Source organism: Streptomyces sp. NPDC048462 (genome assembly GCF_043200175.1).
Lineage (GTDB): Bacteria > Actinomycetota > Actinomycetes > Streptomycetales > Streptomycetaceae > Streptomyces.
The window spans coordinates 83,504-101,043 of the sequence record NZ_JBICXG010000003.1 but is presented as its reverse complement, the minus strand read 5'-3'; the positions used below and the strand labels follow the sequence as shown (position 1 = coordinate 101,043).

At 71.0% G+C, this 17,540-nt stretch carries 18 protein-coding genes; 5 read left to right on the top strand and 13 right to left on the bottom strand.

The features are described from left to right. Window positions 1-118: 118 nt before the first annotated feature. Both ACGFU6_RS06560 and ACGFU6_RS06555 read right to left on the bottom strand, forming a co-directional pair. Window positions 119-1,165: a chitinase gene (locus ACGFU6_RS06560; RefSeq protein ID WP_393608514.1), complete on the bottom strand. Its 1,047-nt coding sequence runs from the start codon at window positions 1,163-1,165 to the stop codon at window positions 119-121. A gap of 160 nt (window positions 1,166-1,325) precedes the next feature. Further along, window positions 1,326-2,483 (bottom strand): DUF6777 domain-containing protein, encoded by a 1,158-nt coding sequence (locus tag ACGFU6_RS06555; RefSeq protein WP_393608512.1) that lies wholly within the window; start codon window positions 2,481-2,483, stop codon window positions 1,326-1,328. Between the two features lie 195 nt (window positions 2,484-2,678). On the opposite strand from ACGFU6_RS06555, the gene ACGFU6_RS06550 reads away from it, so the two are divergent. From ACGFU6_RS06550 to ACGFU6_RS06540, 3 genes are read left to right on the top strand one after another with little or no spacing between them, the layout of a single operon-like run. Next, entirely contained in the window at window positions 2,679-3,530 is an 852-nt protein-coding gene (locus tag ACGFU6_RS06550) for a YndJ family protein (protein WP_393608511.1), read from the top strand. After that, the gene (locus ACGFU6_RS06545; RefSeq protein WP_393608509.1) at window positions 3,527-4,051 is read left to right on the top strand and encodes a DUF1990 family protein; all 525 of its coding nucleotides are present in this window, start codon (window positions 3,527-3,529) and stop codon (window positions 4,049-4,051) included. The genes ACGFU6_RS06550 and ACGFU6_RS06545 overlap by 4 nt, the downstream gene beginning before the upstream one ends. Before the next feature lie 37 nt (window positions 4,052-4,088). Next, window positions 4,089-5,522 (top strand): lipase maturation factor family protein, encoded by a 1,434-nt coding sequence (locus tag ACGFU6_RS06540; RefSeq protein WP_393608508.1) that lies wholly within the window; start codon window positions 4,089-4,091, stop codon window positions 5,520-5,522. On the opposite strand, the gene ACGFU6_RS06535 is transcribed toward ACGFU6_RS06540, so the two are convergent. The 10 genes from ACGFU6_RS06535 to ACGFU6_RS06490 all read right to left on the bottom strand — a co-directional run bounded on the left by ACGFU6_RS06535 (window position 5,500) and on the right by ACGFU6_RS06490 (window position 16,159). Further along, a complete protein-coding gene (locus ACGFU6_RS06535) occupies window positions 5,500-7,854 on the bottom strand; it encodes an alpha-L-fucosidase (protein WP_393608507.1) in 2,355 nt (784 codons plus the stop codon). The genes ACGFU6_RS06540 and ACGFU6_RS06535 overlap by 23 nt on opposite strands. Window positions 7,855-7,997: 143 nt before the next feature. Next, complete coding sequence (locus ACGFU6_RS06530) at window positions 7,998-9,347, bottom strand: ammonium transporter (RefSeq protein WP_393608505.1); 1,350 nt, start codon at window positions 9,345-9,347, stop codon at window positions 7,998-8,000. A gap of 37 nt (window positions 9,348-9,384) precedes the next feature. After that, the gene (locus tag ACGFU6_RS06525) at window positions 9,385-10,344 is read right to left on the bottom strand and encodes an urease accessory protein UreD (RefSeq protein ID WP_393608503.1); all 960 of its coding nucleotides are present in this window, start codon (window positions 10,342-10,344) and stop codon (window positions 9,385-9,387) included. Window position 10,345: 1 nt separating this feature from the next. Next, entirely contained in the window at window positions 10,346-10,966 is a 621-nt protein-coding gene (gene ureG / locus ACGFU6_RS06520) for an urease accessory protein UreG (protein ID WP_393608501.1), read from the bottom strand. 30 nt (window positions 10,967-10,996) lie between these two features. After that, window positions 10,997-11,764, bottom strand: coding sequence for an urease accessory protein UreF (locus ACGFU6_RS06515; RefSeq protein WP_393608500.1), 768 nt, complete (start codon window positions 11,762-11,764; stop codon window positions 10,997-10,999). Window positions 11,765-11,769: 5 nt separating this feature from the next. Further along, complete coding sequence (gene ureC, locus ACGFU6_RS06510) at window positions 11,770-13,494, bottom strand: urease subunit alpha (RefSeq protein WP_393608498.1); 1,725 nt, start codon at window positions 13,492-13,494, stop codon at window positions 11,770-11,772. Then, window positions 13,494-13,994 carry an urease subunit beta gene (locus ACGFU6_RS06505; RefSeq protein ID WP_393608496.1) on the bottom strand — a complete coding sequence of 167 codons (501 nt, stop codon included), beginning with the start codon at window positions 13,992-13,994 and terminating at the stop codon, window positions 13,494-13,496. The genes ureC and ACGFU6_RS06505 overlap by 1 nt, the downstream gene beginning before the upstream one ends. Further along, window positions 13,991-14,833 (bottom strand): sirohydrochlorin chelatase, encoded by an 843-nt coding sequence (locus ACGFU6_RS06500; RefSeq protein WP_393608494.1) that lies wholly within the window; start codon window positions 14,831-14,833, stop codon window positions 13,991-13,993. The genes ACGFU6_RS06505 and ACGFU6_RS06500 overlap by 4 nt, the downstream gene beginning before the upstream one ends. A gap of 5 nt (window positions 14,834-14,838) precedes the next feature. Further along, window positions 14,839-15,144 (bottom strand): urease subunit gamma, encoded by a 306-nt coding sequence (locus tag ACGFU6_RS06495; RefSeq protein ID WP_393608493.1) that lies wholly within the window; start codon window positions 15,142-15,144, stop codon window positions 14,839-14,841. 52 nt (window positions 15,145-15,196) lie between these two features. Continuing rightward, complete coding sequence (locus ACGFU6_RS06490; RefSeq protein ID WP_393608491.1) at window positions 15,197-16,159, bottom strand: urea transporter; 963 nt, start codon at window positions 16,157-16,159, stop codon at window positions 15,197-15,199. Between the two features lie 196 nt (window positions 16,160-16,355). On the opposite strand from ACGFU6_RS06490, the gene ACGFU6_RS06485 reads away from it, so the two are divergent. Both ACGFU6_RS06485 and ACGFU6_RS06480 read left to right on the top strand, forming a co-directional pair. Beyond that, window positions 16,356-16,826 carry a fluoride efflux transporter FluC gene (locus tag ACGFU6_RS06485; protein WP_393608490.1) on the top strand — a complete coding sequence of 157 codons (471 nt, stop codon included), beginning with the start codon at window positions 16,356-16,358 and terminating at the stop codon, window positions 16,824-16,826. After that, entirely contained in the window at window positions 16,823-17,197 is a 375-nt protein-coding gene (locus tag ACGFU6_RS06480) for a fluoride efflux transporter FluC (protein WP_393608489.1), read from the top strand. Before ACGFU6_RS06485 ends, ACGFU6_RS06480 begins: the two co-directional genes overlap by 4 nt. 78 nt (window positions 17,198-17,275) lie before the next feature. Here the strand turns inward: ACGFU6_RS06480 and ACGFU6_RS06475 are convergent, their stop codons facing one another. Continuing rightward, window positions 17,276-17,452: a hypothetical protein gene (locus ACGFU6_RS06475; protein WP_185092617.1), complete on the bottom strand. Its 177-nt coding sequence runs from the start codon at window positions 17,450-17,452 to the stop codon at window positions 17,276-17,278. Window positions 17,453-17,540 lie beyond the last annotated feature (88 nt).

The following is a 17,540-nucleotide window of genomic DNA, read 5'->3' as shown; positions in this document are numbered from 1 at the left end:
CAGGGCGCTGGAGAACGATTCGGTCATGGCGTTGCCGAAGGGGCCCGACTCCGGAGAGCCGGAGCCCAACTGACCTGCACTTTCACCAGATCAACGGCTACGGTCTGTCCCATAGGCACTAGAAGAGCTGTTTGGCGTTGTCGCCGAAGGTCCAGTTCTTGGAACCGTCCCAGTTCAGCGACCAGTCCATCAGGCCCTTCAGGCTGCCGCCGTAGTGGCTCCAGGCCTGGGAGACGAGCCCCGGCGCCATGTAGCCGCCGCCCGCACCCGGCTGGGCGGGCAGCCCCGGGACCTGCTTGTCGTAGGGCACCTTGACGGTGGTGCCCTGGATGACCAGTCCCTTGTCGAGACAGTCCGTCTGCGCGGTGAAGCCCTGGACGGTGCCCGCCTCGTACGAGTCGCCGGAGCAGCCGTACATGCTGCCGTTGTAGTACTGCATGTTCAGCCACCAGAGCCGGCCGTTGTCCGCGTACTTCTTCACGATGGGCAGGTACGCGCCCCAGATCGACCCGTACGTGACGCTGCCGCCGGTGACGTAGGCCGTCTCCGGGGCCATCGTCAGGCCGAAGTTGGAGGGCATCCGGGCCAGTACGCCGTCGATGATGCGGATCAGGTTGGCCTGCGAGGCCGACAGCTGGTTGATGTTGCCGCTGCCGCTCAGGCCTGTCTCGATGTCGATGTCGATGCCGTCGAAGTTGTACTTCTTGAGGATCGGCACCACCGTCTCGACGAAGCGGTCGGCCACCGCGCTGGAGCTGAGGTCGATTCCGGCCGCCGCGCCGCCGATGGACATCAGGGTGGTGAGTCCGGACGCCTTCGCCTGGCACATCTCGGCCGGGGTCGGGACCTTGACGGTCGAGTCCATCCCGTCCTCCCACAGGACGGTGCCGTCGGAGCGGATCACCGGGAAGGCCGCGTTGATCACGTTGTAGCCGTGCTGTGTGATGCGGCTGTCGGTGACGGGGATCCAGCCCAGTGGCGGGTGCACACCGTTGGACGCGCCGTCCCAGTTCTCCCAGTACCCCTGGAGCACCTTGCCCGCGGGCTTCGACTTGACGGCGCAGGTGTCGTCCTGCGCGGAGCTCGGTGTCGCCGCGACCAGCATCTGTACGACGCATGCCGCCGCGATGCCGACGCCCAGCAGACGTGATGTCCGACCGAACATTTCCGGTTCCCTTCGTGGGGTGGAGACCAGAGAAGCCGAAAGTGCCATGATCCTGACAAGTCAGAGGTCCTCGCACCCCGGCCGCCACAACGCGGCACACGCTAAAGTGGTCCAGACCTTCCGTCAATAGGTCTGGACCATATGCGCGACCGCGCCGGACTCACCCGGTGACGGGCTCCGCTACGTCGCCCGCGCCGTCCGGCCACGGCAGCTGGATCGCCGTCTGCGGCTCCTGCGGCATCGACGGCACCGGATTCCCGGGCGGGTCGTCCGGCTCCGCAGGGGTACCGGTCGGCTCGTCGGGCAGCGGGGCCGGAGGCTCGGTGGCATCGCCCGAGGGCGGGTCGCTCGGACAGCGCGGCGCCGCCCGGCCGTCCTCGGGGACCCCCGAGGGGCTCGCGGTCACGGCGGCCTCCTCGCCGGGCGGGGTCGGGACACCCGGGGTGGGGCAGTCCGTCGGCGCGGGCGTCGGCTCCCCGGGCGGCACCCTGGGCAGCGGCCCGGTGATGTCGGCGTCCGGGCCGTACGGCGGCGGCACCTCGGGCCTACGGTCGCGGGCACCCTCGTCCCCGGTGCGCCGCTCGATCCAGGCGTCGTTCACGACGTCCACGATCACCAGGCCCGAGAGCTCTCGCTCGGCCGGCCCGACCGCGACGATGCGCGCCGGGTCGTAGCCGGTCCACTCCCCCGCCCGGCCGTCCGGCGCGCGGGCACGGTCCGGCGCGGTCAGCGGGTTCCCGCAGGCGCACCTCACCCTCGGCAGCCCGTAGCCGTCGGCCAGCACGGCGGTGCCGGCCTGGAGCACGGTCTGGAACGTGGTCGCGGCGCCTCCGTCGAAGCCGTGGCCGGCGACCCGGGTGTCGGCGCGCAGCAGGACCGGGGTCAGCCCGCGCAGGAAGCCGGCGATCCCGGCCGCGGTGGTACCCGCCGCGTGCGCGAAGGCCGCCCCCTTGGCCCGGTCGGCGGCGAGCAGGCTGATCTGCTTCCCGACATCGCAGGAGGCCACGGACCGGACGGCGCCGTAGAGCCCGGGGGTGTCGCCGGTGAGCTCGCGGACAGCCCCGCCGCCGGAGCCCGGGGACCGCGGCGGAGCGGTCTCCGAAGGCGTCGGCGCCGCGCCGGACTTCCAGGCCGTCGACGCGGTGAACGGGTCGGGACCCCGTGCCCAGGCCGGCTGCAGCAGCACGGCCTGGACGTCGGCGGTCCCCTTGGTGCCGTTGCTGCTGCCGTGGGTGCCCTGCGCACAGCCCGCGGCGAGGAGGATCCCGGCGGACAGCGTGGCGCCCGCGGTGCGGCGCAGGCGTATGGGTGAGCGCACGAAGTGGTCTCCTGCCGGTTCACCGGTCCCGAGTGGTCCCCTCATGTCTGCCGCAGTTGGCCCTGCCCCGCAAGCCGGAGGCGCACGACGGCCGCGTCTGCGACGCAGAGCCGGAACCCTCTCCTTGAACACGTTCAAGAAAGCATCTAGAGTCAGCGGCGACAGCATTTGAACATGTTCAACAGGGGGTGGGTCATGTCTGTTCTGGTCGGCCTGATCGTGATGCTCGGCATGCTGGTGATCGTCCCGGCCGGGCTGCGACTGGCGGACGTACCGGAGCTCGACCGGATCCGCCGGCTGTGGCCGGCCTTCGCCGCGCCCGGAGCGGTCTCCCTCTGGCTGCCGCGCGGCCCGGCGGCCACGGCCCTCGCCCTCGCCTACGCGCTCGGGGCCGTGCTCCTCGCGCTGCACGCCCTGCCCCGGCTGGTCAGCCGCCGCGCGCCGCTTCGGTCCCCGCGCACGGCACCGGCAGAGATCGCGTTGCTCACCGCCCTGGTGACACCCGCGATCGCGGCCTCCGCGCTGGTCGCGGAGCGCTCCGGCAGTGCGCTGTTCGGATTCGGCCCCGGCATTCTGGCGCTGACGGTGCCGCACTTCCACTTCGCCGGGTTCGCCGCCGCGCTGGTCTCCGGACTGCTCTGCCGGCTCGTCGACAGCCCGGCGGGCCGGTTCGCGGCACTGAGCGTGCCGCTGGGCACCCTGCTCGTCCTGATCGGCTACTTCGTCGGCGAGTGGGCCGAACTCGCCGGCGCGGTGGTGCTGACGGCCGGAATGTGGACCGTCGCCCTGCTGACCTGGCGGCGGGTCCGCACGAGCCGCGACCGGGCCACCCGGCTGCTGCTCGGCGCCTCGGCCGGCGTGCTCGCGGTGACCATGGCGCTGGCGCTCAGCTGGGCACTGGGCGAGGCCACCGGACTGCCCCACCCCACCCTGACCTGGATGGCCGCCACCCACGGCGTGGGCAACGCGCTGGGCTTCGCGCTCTGCTCGGTGCTCGCCTGGAAGCGGCTCCGCGACCGCACCGATCACGAAGGACGCACCGCATGAGCACCCTGACCTATCCGGAGGCGGGCGCCACCAGTCTCGGCCCGCTCCCCGACGGCTACCACCACCTGCACCACCGCGAGCGGGTCGGCCGCGGCCGGGCGGACTTCGAGACGGCGGGCGCCGCGGTCACCGGATTCCTGCTGCACCGCGCCTCCGGGGTCCGGGTCACGGCATCGGCGGCGCGCGCCGAACCCGGCGCGTCCGTTCGGGTGGCGCTCGGCCTCGGGCCGGTCCGGCTCTCCGCGCCCTGCCGGGTCATCTGGACCGAATACGGGCCGCAGCGCACCGGATTCGCCTACGGGACGCTGATCCGGCACCCCGAGTGCGGCGAGGAGTCCTTCGTGGTCGACCTGGCCGACGACGGGACGGTGTCGTTCACCGTGATGGCCTTCAGCCGGCCGGCCCGCTGGTACACCCGGCTCGCCGGTCCCCTCGTACCGGTGGCCCAGCGGTGGTACGCGCGCAGGCTCGGCCGCACCCTGCGCCGGATCGTCACGGAGGCGCGCCAGAACCGGAACTGACGCGCCGGGAGGCCCCGCGGGGCCGATACTGGGGGCGATGGAGTGGTTCACCGCAGACGGGTACTGGCTCGGCCGGCTGATCTTTCAGCGCGCGCTCGCCGTCATCTATCTGACCGCGTTCCTCACCGCCGCGCTCCAGTTCCGGGCGCTGATCGGTGAACGCGGCATGCTGCCCGTCCCCGGACTGCTGCGGCGCACCGACTGGCGCACCGCCCCGGGGCTCTTCCGCCTCCATTACTCCGACCGCTTCTTCGCCCTGGTCTCCTGGACCGGCTGCGCGCTCTCCGTCGCCCTGATCGCCGGCGTGGACGGCCTGCTGCCGCTGTGGGCGGCGATGGTGATGTGGGCGCTGCCCTGGGCGCTGTACCTGTCGATCGTCCAGGTCGGGGACACCTGGTACGGCTTCGGCTGGGAGTCCCTGCTGCTGGAGACCGGCTTCCTCGCCGTCTTCCTCGGCAACGCGCGCACCGCCCCGCCGGTCCTCGTCCTGTGGCTGCTGCGGTGGGTGCTGTTCCGGGTGGAGTTCGGCGCCGGAATGATCAAGATTCGTGGCGACGCGTGCTGGCGCAGGCTGACGTGTCTCGACTTCCACCACGAGACCCAGCCGATGCCCGGACCGCTGAGCTGGTTCTTCCACCATCTGCCCCGGCCGCTGCACCGGGCCGAGGCGGCGGCCAACCACGTGACCCAGCTGCTGGTCCCGGTGCTGCTGTTCACCCCGCAGCCGGTGGCGGGCGCGGCGGCGGGCCTGATGGTCCTCACCCAGCTGTGGCTGGTGCTGTCGGGGAACTTCGCGTGGCTCAACTGGCTGACGATCGCGCTCGCCCTGTCGGCCGTCGACTGGTCCCCGGTCGCCGAGCCGCCCGCCCAATCGGCCGCGCCCCTCTGGTACGAGGTGGTGGTCATCGCCGTCACCGCCCTTGTGCTGGCGCTCAGTTACCGCCCGGCCCGCAATCTGGTCTCGCGCCGGCAGGTGATGAACCGCTCCTTCGACCCGCTGCACCTGGTCAACACCTACGGCGCGTTCGGCAGCATCAGCCGGGTCCGGCTGGAGGTGGTGGTCGAGGGGACCAACGAGCGGACCGTGGGCGCGGAGACGGTCTGGCGGGAGTACGGATTCCGCGGGAAGCCCGGCGATCTACGGCGGCTGCCGCGCCAGTTCGCCCCGTACCATCTGCGGCTCGACTGGATGATGTGGTTCGCCGCGCTCTCGCCCGCGTACGCCCGCCCCTGGTTCGGGGCCTTCGTCCAGCGGCTGCTGGAGAACGACCGGGACACGCTGCGGCTGCTGCGGCACAACCCGTTCCCCGGTGCGCCGCCGGAGCACGTCCGCGCCAGGGTGTACCGCTACCGGTACACGACCTGGCGCGAACTGCGGACCACGGGGAACTGGTGGCATCGCACCTATGTGCGGGAGTTCATGCGCCCGGTGCCGCGCCCCGGACCGGTCAGCCCCTCCAGTCGATCTTGAAGACCCAGGCGTGCTCGCCTGTCCTGCGGGCCGCCGCCGGCACGTCGATCACCAGCGAGTCACCGCTGGTGCGCCAGCTCAGCGGCCGGTCGTGGCCGAGCAGCGTGATCCGGTCACCGCCCCGGACCGGCACCGGCGCCCGGACCGTCAGGGTCGCGCCCGGCCGGACCAGCGAGTGGATGTAGAACGCCTTGTCCGGCCGGAGGGTGAACCGCAGCTCCTCGCCCAGCTGCGGCATCCGCGCCCAGTAGGTGGTGTCGTAGATCGCCTCTCCGTTGGTCTTCAGCCACTGCCCCGTCTCGCGCAGCCTGCGCTGCATGATCGCGGGGATCGTGCCGTCGGACTTCGGCCCGATGTCGAGCAGGAAGTTGCCGTTCTTGGAGACGATGTCGACGAGCGAGTGCACGATCTCCTCGGCCGTCATGTACTTCTCGTCCGGGGTCTGCGCGTTGTAGCCGTAGCTGAACGGGTCGAGGCCCCGGCTGGACTCCCATTTGGCGGTGACGATCTGGTCGTACGTCGTGTACTCGGGTGTGGTGAAGTCGTGCGAGCCGATTCCGGAGCGGTCGTTGACCGTGACGTCGACCGGCCGGGCCCGGTTCTTGGCGTGGTTGAAGTACTCGGCGAGCACCCGGTGGCTGTCGTTGTCGCCGCCGATGTCGCACCAGATGATCTCGGGGTCGTACCCCTCGATCAGCTCCAGCATCTGCGGGCCCTGGAACTCGGTGACGTAGTCCTTGCCCGGGGTGTGGCCGGTGTACGGGACGGGCTCCAGGGTGTACGGATTGCGCGGGGCGTGGCCCATCCACGGGTGGTCGGGGTTGAACCACTCGGGCATGGAGAAGTACAGCCCGCGGTGGAGTTCGGGGGCGTAGCGCCGTGAGGCGTCGAAGAGTTCCCTGATCACATCCCGCTTCGGACCCATCTTCACCGAGTTGCGGTCGGAGAGCTTGGTGTCCCAGAGGGCGAAGCCCTCGTGGTGCTTCGAGGTGAGGACGTGGTACTGCGCGCCTGCGTCCCGGAACAGTTCCACCCAGGCGCGGGGGTCGAAGCGCTCGGCGCGGAACTGCGGGATGAAGTCGTCGTAGGCGAAGGACTCGCCGTAGGTGTCGCGGTGGTGGGCGTAGGTGGGGTTGTCCGGGTCCTGCATCTGGTTCCAGTACCACTCGGCGTACTGCGTGCCGACCGGTGCCCAGGCCGGGACCGAGTAGACGCCCCAGTGGATGAAGATGCCGAACTTCGCGTCCTGGTACCAGTAGGGCGCCTGGTGGGTGGAGAGGGAGGCGTCCGTGGGGGTGTAGTCGGGGACGCCGAGGGTGAGCGAGCGCCGGACCGTCGCCGCCTGCTGCCCCCGGCCGCGGGCGACGACGCTGCCGTCCCGGGCGGTGCCTGCGGCGGTGCCCGGTCTGTTGCGGATGCCGATGCGGACGCGGGCCTGCTCGCCGGGGGCGAGCCGGGTGACGCGGGCGGGTGCGACGGTGCGCGCGCCGGGTACGTCGACCGAGAGGCTGAGTCCGTCGGCGGCGAGGATGCCCACGGTGCCCGCGTTGACGACGGTGGCCTCGACGCTCTGGGCGCCGTGGTCCAGGAGCGATGTGGTGGAGTGCGCGTCGCGTACGGCCAGGGCCCGTCCCTCGGCCGCCGGTTGGAGGGAGAGGGCGAAGACGTGCAGGGCGGACTTGTTCTCCTCGGCGGGCCGGGTGGTGGGAAGGGTCAGCGCGACGGCCTGCCTCGCCGGGTCGAGCGGGATCTCGGACACGGCGATGGAGACCGGGTGCGGGTCCTTGGTGCCGTCGGGGGCGTAGCGGTAGGCGGAGGTCAGGTCGCCGCTGCCGGAGTACCAGTCGGGTCCGGCGAGGGCCGGCTGCGATGTGGTGCCGTCGGCGTAGTGCACCGTGGCCTTGCCCGACGTGGCTCCGTAGCTGCATGCGGTGAGCAGCAGGCCGGAGAGGTAGCGGCCTGGCGGGAGGTCGACGCGCTGGCCGAGGGCGACGACGTTGTTCTTCGCCCCGGCCCCGGCGGCCGGGAAGCGGAAGAGGGTTCCGGCTATCTCCCTTTCCCCTGCCGGGAGTTCCTCGCCGGGGAAGGTGTAGCCGGAGCCGTCGAAGCTGCCGCCTGGGTTCTCGGCGGTGTCGATGCCGTCGTTGTCGAACCAGTCGTCGAGGGGGACGGGGACGGCCGGGGGCACGGTCCCCCAGTCACCGCCGTGCGGGGTCTCGGGGGCGGTCCCGGTTCGCGGGGCCGCTTCGGCGGTGGCGGGGGTGAGCAGGGCGGCGCCGACTGCCGCCCCTGCCGTCATTCCGAGTACGTGGCGCCTGGGAAGTTCGGTCATGACGTCCGATGATTGAAGCACGACGTGAACCTGTCAATGCAATCTTCCAGACAGAACGAAACTTCTCTCCCACATCCATCGGATGACTCCCGGGAGAAAGCGGGGTGGACCGGGCATCCGGCACCCGCCCCGCCTCCCGCCGGCTACCGCTCCTGCTCGCGGGCCCTCAGCAGGGTTTTGATCTGCTTGACGAGTTCGTCGTCGCTGGTCAACGGCTTGCTGGAGACCAGACCACCGAGGCGCTCGGCGGTCTGGAAGTCGTACGCCCGCTCCTGCTCCTCGCCGGGCACCTCGCCGTACTCCTCCTTGGCACGGAAACCGACGGTCAGGTCCACGGCCTTGGCGATGATCCAGGTCAGGATGAAGGAGAAGGCGATCACGGCGACGATCGCTACGAGCTGCTTGCCCAGCAGCCCCCAGCCGCCCCCGTAGAAGAGGCCCTTCTTGCCGCTGATGCGTGCGGTGGCGAACAGGCCGACCATGATCAGGCCGATCAGTCCGCCGACACCGTGCACTCCCACCACGTCGAGCGTGTCGTCCACGTTGAAACGGAACTTCAGGGTGATCGCGAACGCGCAGACCGCGCCGACGACGAGGCCGGTGATGACCGCGCCCAGCGTGTCGATCTCACCGCAGGCCGGGGTGATGGCGACCATGCCCGCCACGGCGGACGAGACGACGCCCATCGTGGTGACCCTGCCGGTGCGCCACTTCTCCACCAGCGGCCATGTGACCATCGCGCCCGCGGCACCGAGCTGGGTGTTGATGAAGGCCGCGGCGGCGGTGCCCTGGTCGCTGAGTGCCGAGCCGGAGTTGAAGCCGAACCAGCCGAACCAGAGCAGCCCGACCCCGATGACAACAAGCGGAATGTTGTTGGGGCGCTCCTCGCGGCGCGCGAAGTCGCGCGGCGCACGCAGCACGAGCGCCACGGCCAGGCCCGCCACACCGGAGTTCAGCTCCACCGGCAGGCCGCCGGCGAAGTCGAGGGCGCCGAGGTGCCTGACGATCCAGCCGTCCGAGTCGAACACCCAGTGCGCGATGGGGATGTAGACGATGAGCAGCCACAGCACGACGAAGACGAGCCAGCCCCGCATCGTGGCACGGTCCGCGATCGAACCACTGATCAGCGCCACCGTGATGATGGCGAAGCCCATCTGGAAGGTGCTGTAGACGTAAGTGGGGATCCTCCCGGACAGCGTGGTGAGTTCGATGTCGTGCATGAACACGTGGTCGAGATTGCCGATCACCCCCGCGCCACCCACATCCGGGCCGAACGCCAGCGTGTATCCGATGACCCACCAGAGGAGCGTGCCGAAGGCGAGCGCGGCGAAGCTCATCTTGATCATCACCAGCACGTGCTTGGTGCGCACCATGCCGCCGTAGAAGAACGCGAGACCCGGCGTCATCAGCAGCACCATGGCGGTGGAGGCGAGCAGCCAGGCGGTGTCACCGGAGTCGTACGCGGGTGGCATCGGCGCGGGAGCGGTGTTCATCGGCGGGCACCTCGTGGGTCTCGTGGGGGCGGAGAGGCTACGGCTTGCGCAGGTCGGGGGCCGGATGACCGGTGAGCAGCCGGCGCACGGACTGCCAGAGAGCCTGCTGGGCCGCGGCGACCCGGATCGGGCTGTCGTCCAGCAACCTCACCCAGGCGCCGCAGTCGCGGGGCAGGACGCTCACCCCGTACAGGACGCCGAGCGGGGCCAGCGCACCGTGCAGGGCGTCGGCCACCTCGGCGGCGGGGGCGCGGCCGGTGACGACGAAGAGCGAGGCGACGTGGTCGTGGCCGGCGAACACCCCGGGGCCGAGGACTCCCGCACCGTCCGGCCCGGGGGCCAGGCGCAGGGTGTCCAGGGCGAGCAGGGTGCCGTCCGGCCGGCTGACCCGCAGGTCGGTGGCGAGCACCCGGTAGGCGTGGCGTTCGCCCCGGGCGAGCCGTCCGGCGGTGAGGGTGTCCCCCAGCACGACGGTGGCGCCGCTCGCGACCGTGACCTCGGTGCGCTGGTAGAAGCGCGCGTCCCGGAACGGGATCAGCGGGTCCGGCAGGTACTCGACGTAACTCCCCGCCTCCGCCGTCAGGTGCACCCGCTGGCTCGCGTAGTCGTGCTCCATCCGGAAGATCTTGGTGGCGGCCTGGGTGGTCAGATGGACCTGGGTGTCCGGGCCGCAGCGGAAGTCCGTACGGTAGCGGTCCGCCTGGGCGTAGCCGCCGCCGGTCGCCATCAGGTAGACGTAGCTCATGCCCGGCAGCGCGGGGTCGATCCACAGCGGCCGCATGATCTGCAGCGGTGTCTTCTGGTAGCGCTCGACGAGTTCGGTGCGCCCGCCCCGTACCGCGAAGGCCAGGTCGAGGATGCCGACCTTGGCCGGGGACCCGGGCGCGAGCGTGTCGGGCACGGAGGCCAGGGCCGCTACGTCCGGGGGGACCCGGACCGCGGCGTAGTACTCCTCGGCCAGCCGGTCGGCCGGTGGCCGGTGCGGGGCCGGCCTCATCTCAGATCAGCGCCTTGCGGCGCGATTCGAGGTAGACCGCGATGTCGTCGATGCCGACGCCGGTCAGGCAGTCGGTGAGGACGACGGGGCGGTTGTCCCGGACCCGGTGGGCGTCGGACTCCATGACGTTGATGTCCGTGCGCACGTACTTGGCGATATCGATCTTGTTGATGACGAGCAGGTCGCACTCGGTGATGCCGGGGCCGCGCTTGCGGGGCATCTTCTCGCCCTCGGCGGTGTCCAGCACGAAGAGGAAGAGGTCCACGAGCGCCGGGCTGAAGGTCAGCGTGAGGTTGTCGCCGCCGGACTCGTAGAGCAGCGTGTCGGTGTCCGGGAAGCGCTCCAGCATCTCGGCGCCCGCCGCCAGGTTCATCGTGGGGTCGTCACGTACGGCGGTGTGCGGGCAGGCGCCCGTCTCGACGCCGACGACCCGTTCCGGTTCCAGGACGCCGGCCAGGGTGCGGCGGACGTGCTGGGCGTCCTCCTGGGTGTAGATGTCGTTGGTGATGACGGCGGGGCGGTGGCCGCGCTCGATCAGGACCGGCACCAGCGCCTCGATGAGCGCCGTCTTGCCGGATCCGACGGGTCCGCCGATGCCGACCCGCAGTACGTTGTCGTCCATGGTGCTCCCTGGTGTGTGACGGGGTGGGTGTCAGCTCGCGAAGAGCCGGGCCTCGGCGCGCTCATGACGGCCCGACATGATGTCCGAGGCGAAGACGGTGGCGCCGACGTCGTCGAGTTCGCGCCGCAGCGCCGCCTCCACGGCCGCTTCGATGACGGGCGCCGCCCCCCGCAGGAGGGTCTGCGCCGAGCGGTGGTCGGTCAGCCGCAGCCGCAGGGCCGCGCCCGCGAAGCTGACGCAGAAGGCGAACAGGTCGGCGGCGACGGCGTGGCGGACCGGGACCCCGGTCGCGGCGTGGATGACGCCCGCGGCCACCGCCTGGGTGCCGGGGGCCTCCCGGCGCACCACCCGGCCGAAGTAGTCGGAGATCTCCGGACGGTCGAAGACCTCCTGGCCCAGGTCGAGCAGCTGGCGTCCGGTCCGGGTGGCGGCCTGTCGCATCTCGCGGCCCAGCTTGGCCGCGAAGAGGTGCTCGTCGATCCGGACGACGGCCGCCGGGTCGCCCGCCGCGGTGGCGCGGTGGGCGAGGGCGAGCGCCGTGGCGTCCGCAGGGCCGACGCCGTGCAGCAGCAGGTCGTGGAGGAGCCTCGGCACGGTGGCGGGGTCGACGGCCCCGGCCTGGGCGAAGCCCTCCAGGCTGTGCGACAGCGTGTAGAAGCCGCTCGGGAACGCGGAGTCGGTCAGCTGGAGGCTGACCAGCAGCGGTCCGAGACCGGTGGCGCCCGCGGTCACGGCGGTGGCGGCCGCGGTCATGGCAGGCGGGGGGTCGGCCGCGCTGTCGCCCTCGTTGCGGTACATCTGCCCTAGACCAGGAAGTAGAGATGGTTGAGGGGCAGCGTTTCGGCCGGATCGATGGTGGCGACCTTGCCGTTGAGCGTGACCTTGAACGTCTCCGGGTCGACCTGGATGTCCGGCAGGGCGTCGTTGCGGACCATGTTGTGCTTGCCGATGGTGCGGGTGCGCCGGACCGGCAGGACCTTGCGTTCCAGGCCGAGTTCGGCGGGGACACCGGCGGCGATGCCCGCCTGGGACATGAAGGTGACGTGGGTGGCCTGCAGCGCCTTGCCGTACTGGCCGAACATCGGCCGGTAGATGACCGGTTGCGGGGTGGGCAGCGAGGCGTTGGGGTCGCCCATCTGGGCCCAGGAGACGATGCCGCCCTTGATCACCATCTTGGGCTTGGCCGCGAAGGAGTGGATGGGCCACAGCACGATGTCGGCGATCTTGCCCTTCTCGATCGATCCGACGTGCTCGGCGATGCCGGAGGCGATAGCCGGGTTGATGGTGATCTTGGCGAGGTAGCGCAGCACCCGCTGGTTGTCGTTGCGCGCCGAGTCGCCCTCCATCCTGCCGAGCTTGTCCTTGCAGTGGTGCGCGGTCTGGAAGGCCCGGGTGACGGACTCCCCGACCCGGCCCATGGCCTGGGAGTCGGAGGAGAACATGCTGATCACGCCGAGGTCGTGCAGTACGGACTCGGCGGCGATTGTCTCGGCCCTCACCCGGCTGTCCGCGAAGGACACGTCCTCGGGGATGTCGTGGCTGAGGTGGTGGCAGACCATGACCATGTCCAGGAGCTCGTCCACCGAGTTCTTGGTGTAGGGCAGGGTCGGGTTGGTCGAGGACGGCAGGATGTTCGGCTCGCCTGCGACCCGCATGATGTCGGGGGCGTGGCCGCCGCCCGCGCCCTCGCTGTGGAAGGTGTGGATGGCCCGCCCGTCGATCGCGGAGCGGGTGTCCTCGAAGAAGCCGCTCTCGTTCAGGCTGTCGGTGTGGATGGAGACCTGGACGTCGTGCGCGTCCGCGACGTTCAGGGCGTTGTCGATGACGGCCGGGGTGGCGCCCCAGTCCTCGTGCACCTTGAGGCCGCAGGCACCCGCCACGATCTGCTCGTTGAGCGCTTCCGGCAGGCTGCCGTTGCCCTTGCCCATGATGCCGAGGTTGACCGGGAAGCCCTCGGCGGCCTGGAGGAACCTGGCGATGTTGAACGGGCCGGGGGTGCAGGTGGTGCCGTTGGTGCCGTCCGTCGGTCCGGTGCCGCCGCCGATGAGGGTGGTGATGCCGTTGGTGAGCGCCTGTTCGGCCTGTTGCGGGGCGATCAGGTGGACGTGGGTGTCGATGGCGCCCGCGGTGGCGATGAGGTGCTCCCCCGCGATGGCCTCGGTGCCCGCGCCGATGACCAGGTTCGGATCGACGTTGTTCTGGGTCTGCGGATTGCCGGACTTGCCGATGCCGACGATGAAGCCGTCCTTGATGCCGATGTCGCACTTGACCACACCGACCATCGGGTCGATGACCACGACGTTGGTGATGACGGTGTCGAGCGCGCCCTGGGCGGCGGTGATCTGCGGGTCGGAGGCCATGCCGTCCCGCATCGTCTTGCCGCCGCCGTAGAGGACCTCGTCGCCGTACTGGCCCTCGCTGTAGTCCTTCTCGACCTCGACGACGAGGTTGGTGTCGGCCAGGTGGAAGCGGTCTCCGACCGTCGGGCCGAACATGTCGGTGTACTGCTTGCGTGGCAGGATGGGCATCAGCGCGAACCCTTCTTCTTTTCCTTGGCGGACTTGGCGGACTTGGCGGGCTTGGCGGGCTCGGCGGCGGATTTACCGGCGGGCTTGGCGGCGGGCCTGCCTGCCCCGGTGCTCCTGGCGGCGGTGCCCTGCGCGCCCTGGAAGCCCTGCTCGATGGCCTTGCGGACGGCTTCGACCCGGGCGGGGTGGGAGGCGAGGCTGCCGTTGAGCAGCCCGCTGAAGCCGATCAGCCGGCCGGTCCCCCCGTACGCGCACAGCTCGACCTCGCGCGAGCCGCCGGGCTCGAAGCGCACGGAGGTGCCGGCGGGGATGTTGAGGTGCATGCCGAGCGTCTCCTGGCGGTCGAACGACAGCGCCGAGTTGACCTCGAAGAAGTGGTAGTGCGAGCCGATCTGCACGGCACGGTCACCGGTGTTGCTCACGGTGACCTTCAGCGTGCGGCGGCCCGCGTTGATCTCGATGGGGTCCTTGCCGTAGAGGTACTTCTGACGGAACGTCATGCGATGCTCCTGATGACTTGGCCCGCTCCATCGGCGGACGGGTGCTGATGCGGGTTCGGATGGCCGGGTCCGTGATGGTGGTGACCGTGGCCGTGGTCGTGTCCCGCGCCCGGTGGGTGGGTGTGGGAGTGGCCGTGGTTCTCGGCGGCGGCCAGCCCGGCCGCGATGCCGTCGTCGCCGTGTTCGCGCCGGCGCCGCCGGGCGTCGGCCACCCGCTCGGCCAGCACCCGCCGCAGCGCGGACGCGGACACGAGGGGACCGGCGCCATCCGCCACCGGGCCGGTCGGCTCGGGCACCTCGGGCGGCGCGAACCCGGCCGGAAGCAGCGCCACCCGCTCCGCGCCGAGCAGCCGGCATCGCCGGACGCCCTCGGCCGGGTCCGGGTCCCCGCCGGTGAACGCCACCTCGACCAGGGCGTGCCGCCCGTAGCGGCGTACGAGTGCGGCGATCCGGTACAGCTCCGCGTCCTCGAACGGGTCGCCGGACGGGGCCGTGACCAGCAGGGCGGAGTCCTCCGGTACTCGTCCCGCCGCCGCGCGCAGCCAGCCGACGAGGTGCTGTGCGGTGCCGAACGGCTCGGTGAGCACGATGGGCGTCAGGTCGCCGCCAGCAACGGCTCGCAGGGTCCGGGCGGTGTCCGCGACGAGTTCGGGGTCCCGGCCGAGCGTCATCGGGACGACCGCCGTCTCCTCACCCCGGCGCCGGTGCGCGGAGATGCTCCGGAACAGCTCGCGCCCGCTCGGAACGACGCTCACTTCGGGGTCCACGAGTCCCTCCAGCGCACGCCCGTAGCCGGCTTCGTGGCCGCACACGGCGATGACGGCGCACCGCTCGGCCACCGGGGTCAGCCCCCGATCGGGTCGTGGCAGGACACCAGCTTCGTACCGTCCATGAAGGACGCCTCGACCTGCAGCAGGCCGAGCATCTCCCGTACGCCGGGCATGGTGTCCGGCTCGCCCAGGACATGGCGGCCCAGCTCCATGCAGTCCGCGACGCTCCTTCCGTCGCGCGCGGCTTCGAGGATCGCCTCGGTGATCAGCGCGACCGACTCGCTGTAGTTGAGCTTGAGGCCGCGTCCCTGGCGTTTGCGGGCCAGGTCGGCGACCACGTACACCAGCAGTTTGTCGATCTCGCGAGGGGCGAGGTTCATCGTCGGTACCTTCCTCGGGTTGTACGGGCTGAGGGCTCGGGGGCCGGGACGGTCAACCGCTCCGGCGGAGCCGGGGCAGCAGCGGCACGGCGGCCATCAGCGCCCAGGTCGTGAGAATGAACGGCCAGGTGAAGGTGTGGCCGCCGAAGGTCTTGAAGATGGACGTCAGCGACGCCGTGAGCCCGGTACTGACGGCCGCGCCGAAGAGCGCGTACGCACCGTTCCAGACCGTGTTCGCCATGAACACCGCGCCGAGGGCGATGGCCACGAGCACCGCGTTGTATCCGTAGATGCCGTTGGCGATCAGCGCCGTCGGGGCGCCGAGCACCCACGCGGCGACGATGCCGACCACGCTGCCGCCCGCCGCGTAGAGCACGACGCGCAGGCCGGCCAAGGCGAGGCCGACGAGCATGATCAGCCCGACGTACCAGCTGTCGATCAGGAAGACCTGCGAGATGTTGTTGAAGAACGCGTGCCACAGGGCGGTCCAGGTCCACCCGGTCTCGCCGGTGGTGGTGCTGGCCACGGAGGCGGGGTCGCCGTGCCAGACCCGTGCGAACGAGGGGGCGCCGACCACCATCACTCCGGAGACCAGGCAGAAGGGCGCGGTGAGCGGGGTGAGCCCGTAGGGCGCGAGGAGGGTGCCCAGGGCTGCCATCAGAACGGTGCACATGACGGCGCCGACGACGGTCAGCACATAGGTGGCGAGATGGTTGCCCAGCGAGGAGACGAGGGCGATGCCCGTGAGGCAGCCCGCGTACCCCTGGAGTCCGAGCGCGATCCCCGACCGGTCGACGGCGAGGGCGTAGGCGGTCGCGGTGGCGATCAGGGTGCCGAGCGTGGCGTACAGGCCGTTCTGCCAGCCGGACACCCACAGCGCGACGAGGATCGCCACACCGGTCAGGAGTCCGGCCTGGAGATCGACCTGCCCGAACCCCCGCAGGGAGGCCAGTACGTACGCGGACGGCTGACGGCTCTCCAGCCGCCGGACGATTTCCGGCTCGGCGAGGGGCAAGGCTGACTCCAACGGCTCGACGGCGAGGAGGCCTCCGCCCCGACGGGCCGGGAGCGCATCCCTACATATGCCATCAAGACACAGAGTGTTCGGATAATCGCGCTGCGGGGTCCCCGGTTGACCCACCCGGGTACGGGCCCGGCCTCGCTGGCGCGCTACGCCTCCGACGGCCCCGACCGCTCCATAGATTCGCGGAATGTCATCCAGGATGAGGCTGCACCTGCACAGCCACCCCGACCATCACCCGGGGGTGCAGCTGTCGGTGGTGGCCGCCGTCGCGGCAGGCGGCGCCGCCGGAGCCGTCGCCCGGTACGGTGCCGAGCGCCTCTGGCCCACCGGCGCCTCGGCCTTCCCGTGGACGGTTCTGCTGGTCAACACGGTCGGCTGCTTCCTGATGGGTGTTCTGATGGTCACCCTTAAGCTGCGCTTCCCCGGCGCGCCCCGGCTGATCAGTCCACTGCTCGGCACCGGCGTGCTCGGCGGGTTCACCTCGTTCTCGCACTACACGGACAACGTCCGGCAGCTGTTCGAGAACCATCAGCCCGGGTACGCGGTCGGCTGCCTGGTGCTGACGGTGGTGGCCGCGCTGGCCGCTGTGACGGCGGGCGCGTTCGCCGCCCACTTCGCCGTCGGGCGCTCCTACGCCACGGAGAACGGCGCGTCATGACCGACTGGCTGCTCGTCATCGCCGGCGGAATCATGGGCGCGCCGCTGCGCTACTACCTCGGGGTCGACGCGAAGTTCCGCCTGCACAGCGTCTTCCCGTGGGGCACCTTCGCCGCCAACGCCGGCGCCGCCCTGTTCCTCGGCTTCGTCGCCGAGGCGGTGGCCGGCGGGGAGCTGGGCGCCCGGCTCAATCTGCTGCTCGCCACCGGGTTCTGCGGGGCCCTGTCGACCTGGTCGACGTTCTCCTACGAACTGCTGACCCTGAACTCCGCCCGCCGGCTCACTCTGGCGGCGGGCTATCTGCTGCTCACCGTGGGCGCGGGGGTCGGCCTCTCGTTCGCCGGGGCCGCCGTGGCCCGCGCGATCTTCTGAACGGGGACGCCCGCCACACGACCGAGCTCCGGCCCCGTCCCTTCTCGGGGCGCGGACCGGAGCTCGGCGGTGAAACGGTCAGTCGATGCCGGGCAGGATGTGCGGTTCGGCGAGATCGTCCTCGTAGCCGGCCAGCCGGATCGGTGCGGACCTGGCCCAGACCTCGATGTTGCGGAGCTTCTCGGGCCGGCGGGCCCGCTCTCCGGGCCGGTCGGCCGGTCGCTTCTCGTACTTCGTCAGTTCCGGTGTCGTCACCGCGCACTCCTTTGTGTCGCGTAACCCCGGGCGTCGCCGACGCTCCGGCTCCAATACCGGCACGTCGACCGCCCATGAGGGCAGGGGC

What these genes read in the sequence shown, in the direction of transcription:
- ACGFU6_RS06560 (WP_393608514.1), bottom strand. Translation starts at nt 1,165, where the DNA reads ATGTTCGGTCGGACATCACGTCTGCTGGGCGTCGGCATCGCGGCGGCA.
- ACGFU6_RS06550 (WP_393608511.1), top strand. Translation starts at nt 2,679, where the DNA reads ATGTCTGTTCTGGTCGGCCTGATCGTGATGCTCGGCATGCTGGTGATC.
- ACGFU6_RS06545 (WP_393608509.1), top strand. Translation starts at nt 3,527, where the DNA reads ATGAGCACCCTGACCTATCCGGAGGCGGGCGCCACCAGTCTCGGCCCG.
- ACGFU6_RS06540 (WP_393608508.1), top strand. Translation starts at nt 4,089, where the DNA reads ATGGAGTGGTTCACCGCAGACGGGTACTGGCTCGGCCGGCTGATCTTT.
- ACGFU6_RS06535 (WP_393608507.1), bottom strand. Translation starts at nt 7,854, where the DNA reads ATGACCGAACTTCCCAGGCGCCACGTACTCGGAATGACGGCAGGGGCG.
- ACGFU6_RS06530 (WP_393608505.1), bottom strand. Translation starts at nt 9,347, where the DNA reads ATGAACACCGCTCCCGCGCCGATGCCACCCGCGTACGACTCCGGTGAC.
- ACGFU6_RS06525 (WP_393608503.1), bottom strand. Translation starts at nt 10,344, where the DNA reads ATGAGGCCGGCCCCGCACCGGCCACCGGCCGACCGGCTGGCCGAGGAG.
- ureG (WP_393608501.1), bottom strand. Translation starts at nt 10,966, where the DNA reads ATGGACGACAACGTACTGCGGGTCGGCATCGGCGGACCCGTCGGATCC.
- ACGFU6_RS06515 (WP_393608500.1), bottom strand. Translation starts at nt 11,764, where the DNA reads ATGTACCGCAACGAGGGCGACAGCGCGGCCGACCCCCCGCCTGCCATG.
- ureC (WP_393608498.1), bottom strand. Translation starts at nt 13,494, where the DNA reads ATGCCCATCCTGCCACGCAAGCAGTACACCGACATGTTCGGCCCGACG.
- ACGFU6_RS06505 (WP_393608496.1), bottom strand. Translation starts at nt 13,994, where the DNA reads ATGACGTTCCGTCAGAAGTACCTCTACGGCAAGGACCCCATCGAGATC.
- ACGFU6_RS06495 (WP_393608493.1), bottom strand. Translation starts at nt 15,144, where the DNA reads ATGAACCTCGCCCCTCGCGAGATCGACAAACTGCTGGTGTACGTGGTC.
- ACGFU6_RS06485 (WP_393608490.1), top strand. Translation starts at nt 16,356, where the DNA reads ATGTCATCCAGGATGAGGCTGCACCTGCACAGCCACCCCGACCATCAC.
- ACGFU6_RS06480 (WP_393608489.1), top strand. Translation starts at nt 16,823, where the DNA reads ATGACCGACTGGCTGCTCGTCATCGCCGGCGGAATCATGGGCGCGCCG.